Below are 16,828 nucleotides of genomic sequence, written 5' to 3'. Positions count from 1 at the left end.
GGTGTTTGTCTGCGCGATGTAAGAGGAACATCTGCGGACGATTGCTTGGTGCCCAGGAGAGGACTCGAACCTCCACGGTTTTACCCGCTAGTACCTGAAACTAGTGCGTCTACCAATTCCGCCACCAGGGCAAGGGCGCGTATGTTGCGTTGCGACGCGCGCGATGTCAACGCCCGCAGGGGCAGCCGCGATCGATCGCAGGGCCGATCACCGCCGGGATCGGCTCGGTTCAGGGCTTGCCGACGTATACTTGCGGCCGATGTCAAAAACCACCAAGAAGACGACCGGCCCTCGCGCCACGCGCGCCCCTTGACGGCGCCCCCGCCAATTCCGCCCCCCGCCCCGATCCACGCAAACCTGCGTCGTCCGGACCGGGCAAGGCCCCCAAAGCGACGGCATCGCAACCTTCGGCCAAGCGTCCGAAGCCAAGCGGCCAAGCCAAATCACGAAATTCAGGCAAGCCCGCCGGAAAGTCCGCCAAGGCGGCGCCTTGGCTGCCCGACAGCTTCGGCACGACAGGTGCGTCGAAACCGTCCGTACGCAAACCTGCCCATCACGGTGCTTTCGTACAGGACCCCCATGCGGCCCGTGAAGCCTCCCGTTACGCCGATCCCATTCCGAGCCGCGAGGCGATCCTCAAGCTCCTGGGCGATGCAGACGGCCCGATGCTGTTGGAGATCGTGGCCGACCGTCTTGGTCTCGACACTCCTGAACGTCGCGATGCGCTAGGCAAGCGCCTGGCGGCGATGCTGCGCGACGGGCAACTGCTGCAGAACCGCCGAGGCGGCTATCTGCCGGCGGCGCGGATGGATCTGATCGCCGGTACGGTGATCGCCAACCCCGATGGCTTCGGCTTCCTGCGCCCCGACACCGGCCCCGGCGACGACCTCTTCCTGTCGCCGGTGGAAATGCGCAAGGTCTTGCACGGCGATCGGGTCATGGCCAGTGTCACCGGCGTCGACCGTCGCGGTCGTCGGGAGGGCGCGATCGTCGAAGTGCTCGAACGTCGCATCAACCGCCTGATCGGCCGGTTCACGCTCGAAGCGGGGATCAGCTATGTGATTCCGGACGATGCCCGTATCCAGCGCAATGTGCAGATTCCCGCCGACGCACGATTGGACGCGAACAATGGCCAGCTCGTGGTGTGCGAGATCGTTCACGCCCCCGATGCGTACAGGCCGCCGATCGGCCGGGTGTTGGCGGTGCTGGGCGACAAGCTGACGCCCTCGTTGGTGGTCGAAGCCGCGATCCACGGCCACGACCTGCCGCACGAATTTCCGCCCGAGGTGAGCGCCGAAGCCACTGCGGTGCCGCTGCAGGTGACTGATCGCGACATCGTCGGACGCGTCGACCTGCGCCAATTGCCGCTGGTGACCATCGATGGCGAAGACGCCAAGGATTTCGACGATGCCGTCTGGTGCGAACCGAACCGCAACGGTTTCCGCCTGATCGTTGCGATCGCCGATGTCTCGCATTACGTGCGTCCCGGCGCACCACTCGACGACGAAGCGCAGAAGCGCGCGACATCGGTATATTTCCCGGGCTTCGTGGTGCCGATGTTGCCGGAAACCCTGTCCAACGGCATCTGCTCGCTGAACCCGAAAGTCGACCGCCTGTGTTTCGTCTGCGACATGCAGGTCGGACTCGATGGCGAAGTGGGCAAGTCGAAGTTCTACGAAGCGGTGATGCATTCGCATGCGCGCCTGACCTACAACCAGGTGTGGCAGGCGGTCGGTGAGGAAGACGCCGACGCCATCGCCAGGATCGGTTCGCTGCTGCCGCAGGTCCAGCAACTCCATCAGCTGTATCAGGTGCTGGCGAAGGCGCGCAAGGCGCGCGGCGCGATCGAATTCGAATCGACCGAAGTGCGTTTCGTGCTCGGTCCGCAGGGCGAAGTGGTGCAGGCCGGCATGGTCCAGCGCAACGACGCGCACAAGCTGATCGAAGAATGCATGATCGCGGCGAACGTCGAGGCTGCGCGTTATCTGTTGAAGCAGCGGGTACCTGCACCCTACCGGATCCACGACAAGCCGCCGGAATCGAAGTATGCCGATCTGCTCGAATTCCTGAAGGAATTCAAGCTGCGGATGCCGCCGTGGGCGACGGTGGAGCCGCGGGATTTCACGGTATTCCTCGGCAAGATCCGCGAGCGCGCCGATGCCGCGCTGCTGGAGTCGGTGCTGCTGCGCACCCAGTCGTTGGCCGTGTACGCGCCCGACAATATCGGCCACTTCGGGCTCGCACTCGATGCCTACGCGCATTTCACTTCTCCGATCCGGCGTTATCCCGATCTTCTGGTGCATCGCGCGATCAAACATGCGTTGAGCGGCGCGAAACCCGCCGCGTTCGCGTATTCCTCGAGCGGCATGGCCGCGCTGGCCTTGCAGTGTTCGGAGCGCGCGCGCCGTGCCGATGAAGCCGAGCGCGAAGTCGACGAGCGTTATCGTGCGGCATGGATGGAAAAACACGTCGGCAGCAAGTTCGACGGCATCATCAGCGGCGTGACCAGTTTCGGACTGTTCGTGGAACTGAACGACTCGAAGGTCAACGGCCTGATTCACGTGACCCAGTTGCCGAACGACTATTACCACTTCGATCCGATCCGGAAAACGCTCAGCGGCGAACGCACGGGCCGTATATTCCGGCTCGGCGACCCCGTCACCATCATCGTGCTCAAAGCCAGCCTGGAAGAACGCAAGATCGATTTCCGGCTGGCGGAAGAACGCGGCGTCGCACCGCCGCCGCCGCGTGGGCAGCCGGCGAAGCGACCGAAGCAGAAGTATTGACGAAGTGGGGTGTGTTGAAGGGGCGGTTCTCAAGAGCCGAATGGCTGGTCAAGCCCCGTCGTGTGATCCGCAATCCGGTGACAGATCGCGACTTCCGTCGCTTCCACATGCAGCCACTGCCCCGCGTCCCGCAATGATTCCGCTCGCGAAGCACGCGGTGAGCAGATAACCGCCGGTCGGTGCTTCCCAGTCCAGCATTTCACCGGCGCAGAACACGCCGGGCATTGCGTTCGCCTGCAGTGCATCGTCGAGCGCCTCCAGCCGCACGCCGCCGGCGGTGCTGATCGTTTCGGCGATCGGTCGCGCGCTGCGTAGGCGCAGCGGCAGGCGTTTGATCGTGCGCACCAGCGTGTCGATGTCGGTCATCGCATCGCGGGGCAATCCTTCATGCAGCAGCGCGATCTTGATGGCGTCCAGCCCTGTTTGTCGACGCAGGTGTTCGCCGAGGCTGCGTTTGCCACGCGGTTTTTCCAGGTCGCGATGCAGGCGCGTTTCGTCGCGACCCGGCGCCAGGTCCAGCCACAGCATCGTTTCGCCGTCGCGCAGGATGCGTTCGCGCAGGTCGGCGGAGATCGCATAGATCGCGCTGCCTTCGATGCCGGTGGCCGTGATCACGCACTCGCCTTGCAGCGAATGCATCGCGCCGTCCGGCCCCTGCCAGTGCGCAATGACCGGTTTCAGCGGTGCGCCCGCGTGACGGGTCGACAGATGTTCGCTCCAGCCGATATCGAAACCGCAGTTCGACGGGCGCAGTGGTGCGATGTCGATGCCGCGTTCGTCCAGCACCGGAACCCAGATGCCGTCGGAACCGAGCTGCGGCCAGCTCGCGCCGCCGAGTGCGAGTACCGTGGCTTTGGCATCGGTGCTGCGTTCGCCGTCGGCAGTATCGAAGCGCAGTGCTCCGGTTTCGTTCCAACCGGTCCAGCGATGGTGGACGTGGATGCGCACGCCGCGCTCGCGCAGCCGCCGTACCCAGCCGCGCAGCAGCGGTGCGGCCTTGCGATCCATCGGGAACACGCGTCCGGAGCTGCCGACGTAGGTTTCGATGCCGAATCCACGCGTCCATTCGCGCAGCGCATCGCCGTCGAAGGCATCGAGCCAGTGCCCGACCTGCGTCGCCCGTTCGCGGTAGCGCGCATCGAATGCCGGTCGCGGCTCGCTGTGGGTGAGGTTGAGTCCGCCCTTGCCGGCGATCAGGAATTTGCGCCCGACCGAGCCCTTGGCCTCGAACAGATCGACCCGCAATCCGGCCGCGATCGCGACCTCGGCCGCCATCAGCCCGGCGGGGCCGCCGCCGACGATGGCGACATCGGTGCTGGAAGGCAGGTTGGGCGACATGCGCAAGGGTTCGGGCAGGGCGGCGGATGATAGCGCGGTGCGGGCAAAATGCTGCCCATCCCGGCACAATAGCGCCATGAGCAACCCATCAACCAATAGCCAGAAAGCGTGGATCGTCGGTATCAACGCGGTCGCTGCCGCGGTCGAGCACGATGCCGAGCATGTCCGCGAAGTGCTGATCGAAGCCAGCGCCAAGAATCCGCGCCTGACCGAGATCGAAGAGAACGCGCGGCGCAAGGAGATCGACGTGCGCCGGGTCGCGACCAATGCGCTGGACGGTGTCGCTGGCGGCCTGCGCCACCAGGGCGTGGTCGCGCGCTATGCCGCCGCCAAGACCTACAACGAAGACGATCTGCCCGAGCTTATCGAAGCCGCCGCCGGCAAGGCGCTGCTGCTGGTGCTCGACGGCGTGCAGGACCCGCACAATCTGGGCGCGTGCCTGCGCAGTGCGGCTGCGGCAGGCGTGACCGCCGTGATCATTCCCAAAGACAAGGCGGTGCAGGTGAATGCGACCGTGCGCAAGACTTCGGCCGGCGCGGCCGACAGCATCCCCGTGGTGCGGGTGACCAATCTCGCCCGTGCGATGCGCGACATCCAGCAGCTCGGGGTATGGATCTACGGGCTTGCCGGCGAAGCCACGGGCTCGCTGTACAAACTCGATCTGCGCGGCAATGTCGCGTTGGCGCTCGGCGGAGAAGCCGATGGCCTGCGCCGGCTCACCCGCGAGCATTGCGATGAGCTGGTGATGATTCCGATGCCGGGCCTCGCATCGTCATCGCCCGGCGTGGAAAGCCTCAACGTGTCGGTCGCGACCGGTGTCGTGTTGTTCGAAGCCGTGCGTCAGCGGCAATAAAAATCACAAGAAGGAAAGAAGCGCGAATGAATCTCCAATGGTACGACTGGGTTGGATTGCTGGGCTCTTTCCTGGTGGTCGGCAGCTATTTCCTGCTGCAGAGTGGACGGCTTTCCGGCACTGGCCTGCCCTATCAATTGATCAATATCGCCGGATCGAGCTGCATCCTGGTCTCGCTGTTCGGCGGTTTCAATCTTGCGGTCTGCCTGCTGCAGATGACGTGGATCGTGATCAGCATCTATGGCATCGCGCGCGGGTGGCGTCAGAGGCAAACCATCACTGTGCAGCCCGGCTGACGCCAGCGACCGTATCGGTCGCCATGCGATGACTGCGGATCAGCATCGAACGGCCGTGCTCAGGCCATCCGTGGCCAGGCGTTGACGATCTTGCAGAACAGTTCGGCGGTGCGTTCGGTGTCGTACACCGCCGAATGCGCTTCCTCACTGTTCCACGACAGCCCGGCGGCATGCACCGCGCGCGCGAGGACGGTCTGGCCGTAGGCCACGCCGGCCAGACTGACGGTGTCGAAGACGCTGAAGGGGTGGAACGGGTTGCGCTTGTGCTGGGTGCGCGCGACTGCGGCGTTGAGGAAATTCAGATCGAAGTGCGCGTTGTGACCGACCAGGATCGCGCGCTGGCAGTCGTATTTGCGCACGGCGGCGCGCACGGCGGCGAACACATGATCCAGCGCGTCGCGTTCTTCCTTGGCGAGCCGGAACGGATGATCGAGATCGATGCCGGTGATCTGCAGCGATTTCGGGTCGATTTCGGTGCCCGGCGCCGGGATCAGGTGCGCGCTGGCGGTTTCGCCGGGCACGAGCAGGCCGTTTTCGTCGAGATCGACCGGCTGCACCGCGATTTCGAGCAGGGCGTGACGGTTCCAGTCGAAGCCGCCGGTTTCCACATCGACCACGACCGGCAGATAGCCGCGGAAACGCTCCGACATCTTTTTATGGCGCACGGGGGCGGCAGCGACTTCGGTCATGCGGCAAGCCTAGCAGACGCCGCACGCATCCCCGCTGTCGGAAGTCTCAGTCCAGACGGGTGCCGAGGATCGTGCCTTCCGCGCGCATCCGCGCGAGCATTGTCGCGCCCTCGTGGAGGAAAGCATCCGGATCAGTCGCGACGGCTTCCGCGGCCAGCGCCAGCAAGTGTTCGTGGCCGCTCAGCGCCGGTTCGGCGTCGAGTCGCTGCAGCAGCCGGAACACGAGCGGAGTCAGCGCATGGAAGCTGACGGTGCCGTCGGCTTCGCGGCGCAGCATGAGCAGGGTCGGCGCCTCGGGCGGCGTGTCCGGCCGGTAGTCCGGGCCGATCCTGTGCACCGGCCAGGCATACGCGAGCGGCCACGCCAGCGGCGAGACCCAAGGGCGGCCTTCGAGCAGATCGCCTTCCGGGTCGTGCGCGGTCTCGTCGTTGCGCGCTTCGCTGATCTGCAGCGCGAGTTCGATCCATTCGTAATGCGCCAGCTCGCGCAGCCATGGTGGATCGTCGCGACCCGCGTCGGTATGGGCGCGCGCATCCAGATAGCGCAGGAATTCGCGCGCCAGTTCGGTGAACAGCGGCGTCTGGCAGTCGTGATCGCGATAGAACGCACGGACAAGCGCCTGCCAGCCACCGTCGCCGTAAAGCCTGCGCAGCACCGGAAAATTGCCGGCCAGCAGATTCTCGACGTTGTTGAAGAACAGTTCGCGATAGATCTTCACTCTGCGCTCTTCGATGCCGGACGGCGGTGGCACGCGTTCCGGATCGCGGATATGCGCAGCCAGCGCATCCTGTTGCTTCGCAAGGATGTCGTTCATGTCAGGCGGCGTGGCGCTGGTCATGCGCGGGCGCTCCGGCGATGCGGCGTCGGACCTGGCCGAGTTCGTCGAGCAGATCCTCGAACGGCGGCAGGTTGAAATCGCGTTCCAGCAGGGTGGGGCGCGGACCGAACAATCCATACGCTTCCTCGAGCAGCGCCCAGACCTGCGCGTTGACCGCGCTGCCGTGGGTGTCGATCTTGAGGTCTTCGGCCTCGTCGTAATGGCCGGCAACGTGGATGTACGCCACGCGTTCCCCAGGCAATGCGGCGAGGAATTCCGACGGGTCGTAGCGGTGATTCGTGGCGTTGACGATGATGTTGTTCACATCGAGCAGCATCATGCAGTCCGCTTCGGCGAGCACGGCGTTGATGAAGTCGATTTCGCTCATGCGCTGGAATGGCGCTGCGTAGTACGAGATGTTCTCGATCGCGATCCGCTGGCCGAGGATCTCCTGGGTGCGGCGGATGCGCGCGGCGACGTGATGCACGGAGGCTTCGCTGAAGGGCAGCGGCAGCAGGTCGTACAGTTGGCCGCGACTGTCGCCGCAGGCGCTGAGGTGTTCGCTGTACAGAGGACAGCGGTGCGTCTCCATGAACCTGCGCACCTTGATCAGGAACGTGTCGTCCAGCGGCGCGGGCCCCCCTACCGACAGCGACAGGCCGTGGCAGACCACCGGATAGCGCGAAGCCAGATCGGCGAAGCCCTCGCCGAGCGCGCCGCCGACGCCGATCCAGTTCTCCGGTGCGGTTTCGAGGAAATCGAAGCTGCCGGCGGGGGCGTTGCGCATCGCCGCCAGCAGCGGGCGACGCAGGCCGAGACCAGCAGCGGCGTCTGTCGGGAGCGGAAATGGTGTCATCGGGTGAACCGTGGCTGGTAAAGCATGCTTGGCCCGAAACGCAGGACGGCCGCAGTGCGGCCGCCCCGGAACGAAGGCCGTCGTCAGCGACGACGGCGCGATCGCATTACATGCTGCCGCCGCATTTGCCCTCGCCGCACTTGCCTTCGGCGGCTTTGCCGTCGGCAGCCGGCTGGGTGCCGCCGCACTTGCCTTCACCGCATTTGCCTTCACCAGCGGCCTTGTGGTCACCGCCGCACTTGCCTTCGTGGGCAGCTTTCATTTCTTCGGCGGTGATGAAGCCGTCGCCATTGCCATCGTGCGATGCGAATTTGTCGTCCTTGCCGTCATGGGCGGCAGCGAATTCGGCGCGGGAGAGCTTGCCGTCCTTGTCGGTGTCCATCTTCGCCATGCCACAGCTGCCTTCGGCGGCCTTGGCCCCGCCGCAACTGCCTTGGGCCGGCTTCTTGTCGCCGCCACAGCTGCCCTGGGCCGGCTTCTTGTCGCCGCCACAGCTGCCTTGGGCCGGCTTCTTGTCGGCACCACAACTGCCCTGTGTGGCCTTGTCGCCAGCAGCAGCGTCGGCGCCGAGCAGATAGCCCTGGGTCAGGTGGGTCGAAGCGAACGCGGAGCCGGACAGCAGCAGGCCGCTGGCCAAGGCTGCGGAGACGGCGATCGCGACGGGTTTCTTGGTGCTGGTCATGAACGTATTACTCCTGAGTGGTGGAATCGGGACGCTGGGGTGGGGAATCCTAGCGTGGAACAGCAACGGTTTGCATCTGCGGCGCCGGCTGCGGCGCGAGATATTGTCTGGCGAGACTGCGTGCGCGGTGCAGCCGCGCTTTGGCGGCTTCCGGGTGCAGCGACAGTGACGCCGCGATCTCACCGATGGTGTGGCCTTCAAGATCGCGGAGCAGGATGATCTCGCGGTAATGGGCGGGCAGCGCGGCGAGCGCATGGGCGACATCGCGGAGCAGCCCGGTAGGTGCGGGGTAATGCGGGCCATCGATTTCTTCGAGATCGGTCGGCTGCATCAGCAGGTAGCGCGTGGCGCGTTTCATCCGCGTGCATTCGCGCTTGACGATCCGGAACAGCCACGAGTTGTAGGCGTCGAGTTCGCGCAGCGCCTTGAGCTTGCGCGACACCAGCAACAGGCTCTCCTGCACGGCATCTTCGATGTCGTTGATCCCGCAGTGATACTCGGCGTAGCGGCGCAGATCCTGGCGCGAACGCACCAGAACCCGTTCGAGCGCACGGAGGTCTCCGTCGCGGGCGGCGGCGAGCGAATCCTGGAATGCGGGGGGCTGTTGTTGCACGGTCTCTCCTTCGAAGGTCCGCAATCTACGCGTTGCGGCGTCTGCGGTTGTGCACAAAGAGTTAGGCCGGGGCGTGCCGGGTGCGCAGCGGGTGCTTCGATGGCGACTGGATTCAGGCGTCGTTTAAAGTCGAGAATCAGGAGGCGGCGGGTCAGGCCATCGGCAGTCCGGACGCCCTTCGTGGAAAGTGCCGTCTTTGAAGGATAATCCTTCCATCATTCCGGGATTATGGATTAATGGAAATCAAGCAGGCTACCGCCGCCCTTGCCGCCCTCGGCCAGTCCACCCGTCTGTCCGTCTTCCGATGCCTGGTCCAGGCTGGACCGGAGGGGCGCATGCCGGGCGAGATCGCCGAAGCCCTGTCGCTCGCCGGGGCCACGTTGTCCTTTCATCTCAAGGAGCTGGCGGCGGCCGGATTGGTCCAGGCCGAGCCGCGTGGCCGCTTCATCTGCTATCGCGCCGATTTCGATGCCATGCGTGCGCTGCTCGGATTCCTGACCGAAAACTGCTGCGGCGGCAATGCCGACGTCTGCGCACCGATGGCCTGCGGGCCGGGCAGGGCCACGAAGGGCAAGCCTTAAGCGGCTCAGCCGAGTCCGGCCTTCGTTCGCATCAGGCATGCGCAGGCCATAGTTGCCTGAACGCAAGAGGCCGCCCTGCGGCGGCCTCGTTCCGGATCGCAAATGCTTCAACCCGCGATATTGGTTTCGTCGCGCTTCACGCGCGGCGGCATCGGGCCTTCGCCGTATTCCTGGAACCAGATGTTCTCGGCGATATTGGTCGCGTGGTCGCCCACGCGCTCCAGATTCTTGGCCATGAACAGCAGATGCGTGCAGGGCGTGATCACCCGCGGGTCTTCCATCATGTAGGTCAGCAGTTCGCGGAACAGGCCGGTGTATTGCGTGTCGATCTCCGCGTCCTCGGCGCGCACCTGCTGTGCGGCTTCGATATCGCCATCGCGATAGGCGGCCAGCACTTTGCGCACCTGGCGCACGACCAGACGGCCGAGGCTGCCCAGGCCGCGCGTGTGCGGCAACGGCGGCGAGAGGTTCAGCGCCATCGAACGCTTGGCGACGTTCGAGGCGTAGTCGCCGATGCGTTCGATGTCGGAAGCGATCCGCAGCGCGGCGAGAATCTCGCGCAGATCGCGGGCCAGTGGGCCGCGCAGCGCGAGCTTCATCGCGTCGTGGCTGACCTGCAATTCCAGCGCGTCGATGGCCTCGTCGTTGGCGATGATCCGTTCGGCGGCCTTGCCGTCGCGGCGATCGACCACATCGAGCGCGGCTTCCAGCTGTGCTGCGGCCATTTCGCCCATGCGCAGGATTTCGTCCAGCATGACGCGGCGTTCGTCGTCGTGGCTTTTGACGATATGGTCGTGGGATTGCGTGTTCATCGGCAACTCGTGAATGGACAATGGGAACGGGCGGAGGTCGGATCGGTTCCGGCAGCGCGGGCTTCGAGTGTCACCCGAATCTTCCGGTGATGTAATCCTCGGTCTGCTGTTTCGATGGTTTCGAGAAAATCTTTTCGGTGACGTCGTGTTCGATCAGATCGCCGAGGTACATGAACGCGGTGTAGTCGGAGACGCGCGCGGCCTGCTGCATGTTGTGGGTGACGATCGCGATGGTGTAGTTCCGCTTCAACTCTTCGATGAGTTGTTCGATGCGGCTGGTCGAGATCGGATCCAGCGCCGAGGTCGGCTCGTCGAGCAGCAGCACGTCCGGTCGCAGCGCGACCGCGCGCGCGATGCACAACCGCTGCTGCTGGCCGCCGGACAGACCCAGCGCGCTCTGGCCGAGCTTGTCCTTCACTTCGTCCCACAGCGCCGCCTGTTTGAGCGCTTCTTCGACGCGCACCGCCATGTCCGCTTTCGACAGGCGCTCGTGGTGACGGATGCCGTAGGCGACGTTCTCGAAGATCGTCATCGGGAACGGCACCGGCTTCTGGAATACCATGCCGACCTTGCTGCGCAGCCGGTTCATCGGATACTTCGGATCTAGGATGTTCTCGCCGTCCAGCAGCACTTCGCCGACCGCCGTCATCTTCGGATACAGGGCGTAGATGCGATTGAAGATGCGCAGCAGCGTGGACTTGCCGCAGCCGGACGGGCCGATCAGCGCGGTCACCCGTTTTTCAGGGATATCCAGGTCGATTTTCTTCAGCGCAAGAAACTTGTCGTAGTAGAAATCCAGGCTTTTGGCGCTGAGTTTCACGGGCGCGGCGGTCATGGCGTCGCGCTGTGCGGCGACGATCCGATGCGTGCTGCCGTGCTGGTGCTGGGCGGAAGACGTCTGGCTGTCCGCATTGGTCGCAGTGGTCATGAGCGTGTTCCGGGCGAAGTCAGTCATGGGAAATCTTGTTGCGAAGCAGGATGGCGCGCGCGAGGAGGCTGATGGCGAGCACGAACATGGTCAGGATGAATGCGCCCGCCCACGCCAGCGTGTGCCAGTTCTCGAACGGACTCATCGCGAACTGGAAGATCACCACCGGCACGTTCGCCATCGGCGACATCAGATCGGTGGTCCAGTACTGGTTGTTGAGCGCGGTGAACAGCAGCGGCGCGGTTTCGCCGCTGATCCGGGCCAGCGCGAGCAGGATGCCGGTGACGATGCCCGCGGATGCGCTGCGGTAGAGCACCTGTACCGTGACCTTCCACTGCGGCACGCCCAGCGACAGCGCGGCTTCGCGCATCTGCGCCGGTACCAGGCGCAGCATTTCGTCGGTGGTGCGGACCACGACCGGCAGGACGATGAAGGCGAGGGCGATCCCGCCGGCCAACGCCGAGAAGTGGCCCATCCGGGCGACCACGAGGGTGTAGACGAACAGACCGAGCACGATCGACGGCGCCGAGAGCAGGATGTCGTTGACGAAGCGGACGGTTTCGCCGAGCCGCGACGCCCACGTGCTGCGCGAGTATTCGGCGAGGAAGGTGCCGGCCAACACGCCCACCGGCGTACCGATGACGATCCCGAGCAGGCTCATGATGACGCTGCCCATGAACGCGTTCGCCATGCCGCCGGTATCGCCGGGCGGCGGCGTCATTTCGGTGAACAGCGCAAGATTGAGCGAGCTGATGCCTTTGCTCAGCGTGGTCCACAGGATCCAGCCGAGCCAGAACAGCCCGAAAAGGGTGGCCAGAACCGCAAGCGACTGGGCCACGATGTTCTTGATCCTGCGCTGCAGGTAAAGCGAATTCTGCGATGCGGAAACCTTGCGGGCAGGCGACGCAGGCGGGTTGGAAGCGACAGCCATCAGTTGCCCTCGCGCTTTTTGAGTTGGCGCAGCATCAGCCGCGCGATGGTCAGCACCACGAAAGTGACGAGAAACAGCACGAAGCCCAAGGCGATCAGCGACGACAGATACATCGGCGAATCGGCTTCGGAGAATTCGTTGGCGATGCTGGCGGCGATGGAATTGCCCGGTTCCAGCAGGGAGAGACTCAAGCGGTGCGCGTTGCCGAGCACGAAGGTCACCGCCATGGTTTCGCCGAGCGCGCGGCCCAGGCCGAGGAAGATGCCGCCGATCACCGCGGAGCGGGTGTAGGGCAGCACGATGTCCCAGATCACCTCCCAGCGCGTGGAACCCAACGCATAGGCGGATTCCTTCAATCGGCCGGGTACGGTCAGGAAGACTTCGCGCATGACCGAGCTGATGAACGGGATGACCATGATCGCCAGCACCAGACCGGCGGTGCCCATGCCGAGACCGAGCGGCGGGCCGGAAAACAATGTGCCGACGACCGGAAGTTGTCCGAGGTTTTCATCGACCCACGGATAGACGTGCAGCGACAGGAACGGCACCAGCACGAACAGGCCCCACATGCCGTAGATGATCGAGGGGATACCTGCGAGCAGTTCGATCGCAGTGCCGACCGGCGTGCGCAGCCAGCGCGGCGCGATCTCGGTCAGGAACATCGCGATGCCGAAACTGACCGGTACCGCGATCAGCAGGGCGATGAAGGCGGTGACGAGCGTACCGAAGATCGGCACGCGCGCGCCGAAGTCCTGCAGCACCGGGTCCCAGGCGTCGCGCCAGAGAAAGGCGAGACCGAATTTTTCGAAGGCTTCAAGCCCGCCCCACAACATCGAGAATGCGGCGGCAGCCAGCGAGATCAGCACTACGATGCCTGCGCTGGTCACCAGCCAGCGGAAACCGCGGTCCGCGCGCGTATCGAGGACGTCGCGTCGGGAGGCGGGCAGGGAAATCGAGTGAGTGCTCATGCAGAAGCGTGACCGTTGTGGATGCGTGTCATGTGGATGTCATCGGCGTTGCGACATGGACATTGCGGTCGCCGGAGCCCTGAACGCCGACCACGCGCACGAGGCGCGTGGTCGGTGTCGAAATCGAACCATCGGTTTGCGGGCCGCAGCCCGGATCGCGATCAGAACTTCAGTTCTTTGGCCCAATAGGCCTGCACCTGCTGCACCAGCGCTTCCGGCAGCGGCACGTAATCGAGCGCTTTGGCCTGCGCGTCGCCGTTGGCGTAGGCCCAGCGGAAGAACGCGAGGGCTTCCTTCGAGCGCGCCGCATCCTTCGGCTTGCGCTGCATCAGGATGAAGTTGGTGGCGGCGATCGGCCACGAGTTCGCGCCCGGTGCATTGGTCATCACCAGGAAGAAATCCTTCGACTTCGCCCAGTCGGCGCTGGCGGCGGCGGCCTGGAAGGTTTCGTCGCTGGGCAGCACGAAGTTGCCGGCGGCGTTCTTGACGCGGGCATAGGCCATCTTGTTCTGCAGCGCGTAGGACAGTTCGACGTAGCCGATGCCGCCCTTGATCTGCTTGACGTACGCGGCGACGCCTTCGTTGCCCTTGCCGCCCACGCCGGTCGGCCACTTGACCGAGGTGCCTTCGCCGACCGCGGTCTTCCACTCCGGGCTGACCTTGGACAGATAATTGACCCAGTTGAAGGTGGTGCCCGAGCCGTCCGAACGATGCACGACCGTGATCTTCTGCGCCGGCAGGGTCACGCCGCCGTTCAGCGCGACGATGCGCGGATCGTTCCACATCGTGATCTTGCCGAGAAAGATATCGGCCAGCAGCGCACCGTCGAACTTCATCGCGCCGGCCTTGAGGCCCACGATGTTGACCACCGGCACCACGCCGCCGATCGCGGACGGGAACTGGACCAGACCCGCCGCTTTCAGCTCTTCCGGGGGCAGCGGCTTGTCCGAGGAACCGAAGTCGACCGTCTTGGCCTTGATCTGGGCGATACCGCCGCCGGAGCCGATCGACTGGTAGTTGATCTTGTTGCCGGTCGCCTGCGAGTAGTCGGCCGACCACTTCGACAGCAGCGGGTAGATGAAGGTGGCGCCCGCGCCGGTGATGTCGGCGGCCTGCGCGTTGAAGATGGCGCCGCTGGCGATGACCAGCGCAACGGCCTGCGATTTGATCGATTTGAACACGGAGGTGCTCCTCATGAGGGGTGCGGTTCGGGGTGTCCCGAATGCGTCACATTGGAGCGGAGGCGGATGACAGCGATGTGTGTCACAGATGACGAAAATATGACAATCCCGCGTCCGCAGGCGCGAGCCCCGGCGAAGATGCGGTTTGCCCCATGATTTTCCGGAAATCCTTGCGCGCATCCGGATCGCCATCATGCTGATTTCCGGTGTTCCCCGGCAGGGCCGGAATGCCCGATTAAGTCAGTCATGCTGCAGAGCGATCAGCGGCGCTGTCACAATATCGTCATGGCTGGAACATCCCGGTGTCAGATTCGGGTCGCACTCTAACGGCCGTTTACACCGTCTTAACGGGTTCAGTCGCAATTCGCCGCCGCTTGCGTCGGCGCGAAAGCCCGATTCCAGCCATCGCTTGCACCCTCCAACCATCGGGAACACCACCATGCGTCATGCCATCCTTGCCATCGCCGTCGGCGCAGCCCTTGCCGGCACCAGCCTTTCCGCATCGGCACAGTCCAGAGACAGTGAGATCGAGACACTCAAGGCCCAGATCGCGGAGCTGATGCAGAAGGTCGAATCGCTCGAAGAGCGTACCGATGCGCAGTCCGACGTCAACGTCGACACTGCGACTCAGCTCGACACCATCACCAACAAGTCGGTCAAGGTGGACACCAAGGGCGGCATCAAGGTGACGTCGGCCGATGGCAAGTTCGAGGCCAACGTCGGTGGCCGCGTCCAGTTCGATGCATACGCATTCGATCGCGATATCGCCAGCACCACCGGTACCACCGAGTTCCGTCGCGCGCGGCTGACGCTTTCGGGCAAGGCGCTTGGCTGGGATTACAAGATGGAGCAGGACTTCGCCGCCGGTACCAACCTCGATGGCCTGCGCGACCTGTACATCGCCAAGAATGCGTTCGGTGGCAAAGTCACCATCGGTCACTTCAAGCCCTATCGTTCGATGGAAGAGCTGACCAGCTCCAACGAAATCCTGATGATGGAGCGCCCGTTCTCCTCGGCCACCGGCCTGTTCACCGCGCGACAGTTCCAGCAGGGTGTCGCCTACCAGCGTGCCGGCACGAATTACACCGCAGGTCTGTCGGTGTTCAATCTGCGTGGTGCCGCCGGCGTCCGCAACGAGGGCGTCGGTGCTGCCGGCCGCTTCACCTATGCGCCGATCAACAACGAGAGCAGCACGCTGCACCTCGGCGGCTGGTTCAGCGTTGAAGACCTCAACGCGGGTTCGGCCACGACATCGGCGGCCGTGTCCTACGCCGGCCGTCGCGGCCCGTCGCAGACCATCGCCACCGTCAACGGTGCCGCAGGCGACAAGATCACCGCCTACGGCGTGGAAGCCGCAGGTTCGTTCGGCCCGGCGTTCTTCCAGAGCGAATACGTGCAGTCGACCTTCGAGCAGCCGTCCGGCGGCGACCAGGACGTGAACACGTGGTACGTACAGGGCAGCTGGATCCTCAACGGCGGTCACAAGGCCTACAAGCCGGCCACCGGCGTGTTCGGTTCGCCGAAGGTCGGCGACAACGGCCTGTGGGAACTCACCGCGCGCTACGACACGATCGAGAACAAGGACATCGCCAACCGCGAAGCCAGCAGCTGGCTGTTCGGCGTGAATTACTACGTCAATCCGAACCTGCGCTTCATGTTCAACTACACGCAGGGCGACAATCAGGTCAACGGCGACGAAACCGGCCAGTACGCGCTGCGTACCCAGTTCGCGTTCTGACCCAACCGAAACCTCCCACTGGACCATCTTCAGCCCCGGCTCGCCGGGGCTTTTTTTTCTGCGGGCGAGTCAGTGTCCGCCGGTGTCGCCGGTTTTTTCCTTGAAGCGACAGACATCGCGCACCGGGCATCGCCAGCATTCGGGTTTGCGCGCTTTGCACGTGTAGCGGCCGTGCAGGATGAGCCAGTGATGCGCATCCTGGAGGAATACCGGCGGGATACGCTCGAGAAGTGCGAGTTCCACGGCCAGCACGGTTTTTCCCGGCGCCAGTCCGGTGCGGTTGGCGACCCGGAAGATGTGCGTATCGACCGCCATCGTGGGTTCGCCGAAGGCGGTGTTCATGATCACGTTCGCGGTCTTGCGGCCGACGCCTGGCAGCGCTTCGAGTGCGGCGCGCATGCGCGGGACTTCGCCGTCGTGCATCTCCAGCAATTGCCGGCACATCGCGATCACGTTCGCGGCTTTCGTGTTGAACAGGCCGATGGTGGCGATGTAAGGCTTCAGGCCTTCGACGCCGAGCGCGGCGACCGCCTGCGGCGTATTCGCGACCGGAAACAGCCGTCGCATCGCCTTGTTCACGCTCACGTCGGTCGCCTGCGCCGACAGGATCACCGCGACCAGCAGCTCGAACGGCGACGAATACTCGAGCTCGGTGGTGGGATGCGGATTCAGCTCGCGGAACCGTTCGAACATCGTGCGGATGTCGGCGGCCGGCATGCCGCCGCGCGGCGCGCGCGCGGTTTTCTTCGTCGCCATCGT

The 16,828-nt window shown here is 64.5% G+C and carries 17 protein-coding genes and 1 tRNA gene; 5 read left to right on the top strand and 13 right to left on the bottom strand.

Translation table 11 applies throughout. From position 1 onward, the window contains the following. Positions 1–46 precede the first annotated feature (46 nt). Positions 47–131: transfer RNA gene (locus HOP03_00860), tRNA-Leu, on the bottom strand. A 105-nt stretch (positions 132–236) separates the two neighbouring features. On the opposite strand from HOP03_00860, the gene rnr reads away from it, so the two are divergent. Then, on the top strand, positions 237–2,786 hold the full coding sequence (gene rnr / locus HOP03_00855; GenBank protein ID NOT86713.1) for a ribonuclease R: 2,550 nt from the start codon (positions 237–239) through the stop codon (positions 2,784–2,786). A 48-nt stretch (positions 2,787–2,834) separates the two neighbouring features. Here the strand turns inward: rnr and HOP03_00850 are convergent, their stop codons facing one another. Further along, positions 2,835–4,124 (bottom strand): TIGR03862 family flavoprotein, encoded by a 1,290-nt coding sequence (locus HOP03_00850; GenBank protein ID NOT86712.1) that lies wholly within the window; start codon positions 4,122–4,124, stop codon positions 2,835–2,837. Between the two features lie 76 nt (positions 4,125–4,200). Here HOP03_00850 and rlmB point away from each other — a divergent pair, with 76 nt between their 5' ends. Then, positions 4,201–4,977, top strand: coding sequence for a 23S rRNA (guanosine(2251)-2'-O)-methyltransferase RlmB (gene rlmB / locus HOP03_00845; GenBank protein NOT86711.1), 777 nt, complete (start codon positions 4,201–4,203; stop codon positions 4,975–4,977). Between the two features lie 26 nt (positions 4,978–5,003). Further along, entirely contained in the window at positions 5,004–5,273 is a 270-nt protein-coding gene (locus HOP03_00840; protein ID NOT86710.1) for a hypothetical protein, read from the top strand. A 59-nt stretch (positions 5,274–5,332) separates the two neighbouring features. Here the strand turns inward: HOP03_00840 and rnt are convergent, their stop codons facing one another. From rnt to HOP03_00815, 5 genes are all read right to left on the bottom strand, one after another. Further along, the gene (rnt, locus tag HOP03_00835) at positions 5,333–5,923 is read right to left on the bottom strand and encodes a ribonuclease T (protein NOT86709.1); all 591 of its coding nucleotides are present in this window, start codon (positions 5,921–5,923) and stop codon (positions 5,333–5,335) included. Between the two features lie 85 nt (positions 5,924–6,008). After that, entirely contained in the window at positions 6,009–6,776 is a 768-nt protein-coding gene (locus HOP03_00830; GenBank protein NOT86708.1) for a DUF2063 domain-containing protein, read from the bottom strand. Position 6,777: 1 nt separating this feature from the next. Then, positions 6,778–7,635 carry a DUF692 domain-containing protein gene (locus HOP03_00825; GenBank protein ID NOT86707.1) on the bottom strand — a complete coding sequence of 286 codons (858 nt, stop codon included), beginning with the start codon at positions 7,633–7,635 and terminating at the stop codon, positions 6,778–6,780. Between the two features lie 106 nt (positions 7,636–7,741). After that, positions 7,742–8,317, bottom strand: a complete 576-nt coding sequence (locus HOP03_00820) for an EF-hand domain-containing protein (GenBank protein NOT86706.1) — start codon at positions 8,315–8,317, stop codon at positions 7,742–7,744. 49 nt (positions 8,318–8,366) lie between these two features. Then, positions 8,367–8,930, bottom strand: a complete 564-nt coding sequence (locus HOP03_00815; protein ID NOT86705.1) for an RNA polymerase sigma factor — start codon at positions 8,928–8,930, stop codon at positions 8,367–8,369. 236 nt (positions 8,931–9,166) lie between these two features. On the opposite strand from HOP03_00815, the gene HOP03_00810 reads away from it, so the two are divergent. After that, positions 9,167–9,511, top strand: a complete 345-nt coding sequence (locus tag HOP03_00810) for a helix-turn-helix transcriptional regulator (GenBank protein ID NOT86704.1) — start codon at positions 9,167–9,169, stop codon at positions 9,509–9,511. Between the two features lie 107 nt (positions 9,512–9,618). On the opposite strand, the gene phoU is transcribed toward HOP03_00810, so the two are convergent. The 5 genes from phoU to pstS all read right to left on the bottom strand — a co-directional run bounded on the left by phoU (position 9,619) and on the right by pstS (position 14,331). After that, positions 9,619–10,323, bottom strand: a complete 705-nt coding sequence (phoU, locus tag HOP03_00805) for a phosphate signaling complex protein PhoU (GenBank protein NOT86703.1) — start codon at positions 10,321–10,323, stop codon at positions 9,619–9,621. Positions 10,324–10,393: 70 nt separating this feature from the next. Further along, entirely contained in the window at positions 10,394–11,251 is an 858-nt protein-coding gene (pstB, locus tag HOP03_00800; GenBank protein NOT86702.1) for a phosphate ABC transporter ATP-binding protein PstB, read from the bottom strand. Between the two features lie 19 nt (positions 11,252–11,270). Further along, the gene (gene pstA, locus HOP03_00795; GenBank protein NOT86701.1) at positions 11,271–12,182 is read right to left on the bottom strand and encodes a phosphate ABC transporter permease PstA; all 912 of its coding nucleotides are present in this window, start codon (positions 12,180–12,182) and stop codon (positions 11,271–11,273) included. Beyond that, entirely contained in the window at positions 12,182–13,150 is a 969-nt protein-coding gene (pstC, locus tag HOP03_00790) for a phosphate ABC transporter permease subunit PstC (GenBank protein ID NOT86700.1), read from the bottom strand. The genes pstA and pstC overlap by 1 nt, the downstream gene beginning before the upstream one ends. A gap of 161 nt (positions 13,151–13,311) precedes the next feature. After that, positions 13,312–14,331, bottom strand: coding sequence for a phosphate ABC transporter substrate-binding protein PstS (gene pstS / locus HOP03_00785; protein NOT86699.1), 1,020 nt, complete (start codon positions 14,329–14,331; stop codon positions 13,312–13,314). Positions 14,332–14,770: 439 nt separating this feature from the next. On the opposite strand from pstS, the gene HOP03_00780 reads away from it, so the two are divergent. Next, a complete protein-coding gene (locus HOP03_00780; GenBank protein ID NOT86698.1) occupies positions 14,771–16,069 on the top strand; it encodes a porin in 1,299 nt (432 codons plus the stop codon). 69 nt (positions 16,070–16,138) lie between these two features. On the opposite strand, the gene nth is transcribed toward HOP03_00780, so the two are convergent. Next, the gene (nth, locus tag HOP03_00775) at positions 16,139–16,825 is read right to left on the bottom strand and encodes an endonuclease III (protein ID NOT86697.1); all 687 of its coding nucleotides are present in this window, start codon (positions 16,823–16,825) and stop codon (positions 16,139–16,141) included. Positions 16,826–16,828: the final 3 nt, after the last annotated feature.

It is taken from the genome of Lysobacter sp., assembly GCA_013141175.1.
Lineage (GTDB): Bacteria > Pseudomonadota > Gammaproteobacteria > Xanthomonadales > Xanthomonadaceae > Lysobacter_I.
This window is presented reverse-complemented; position numbering and strand designations above follow the sequence as displayed.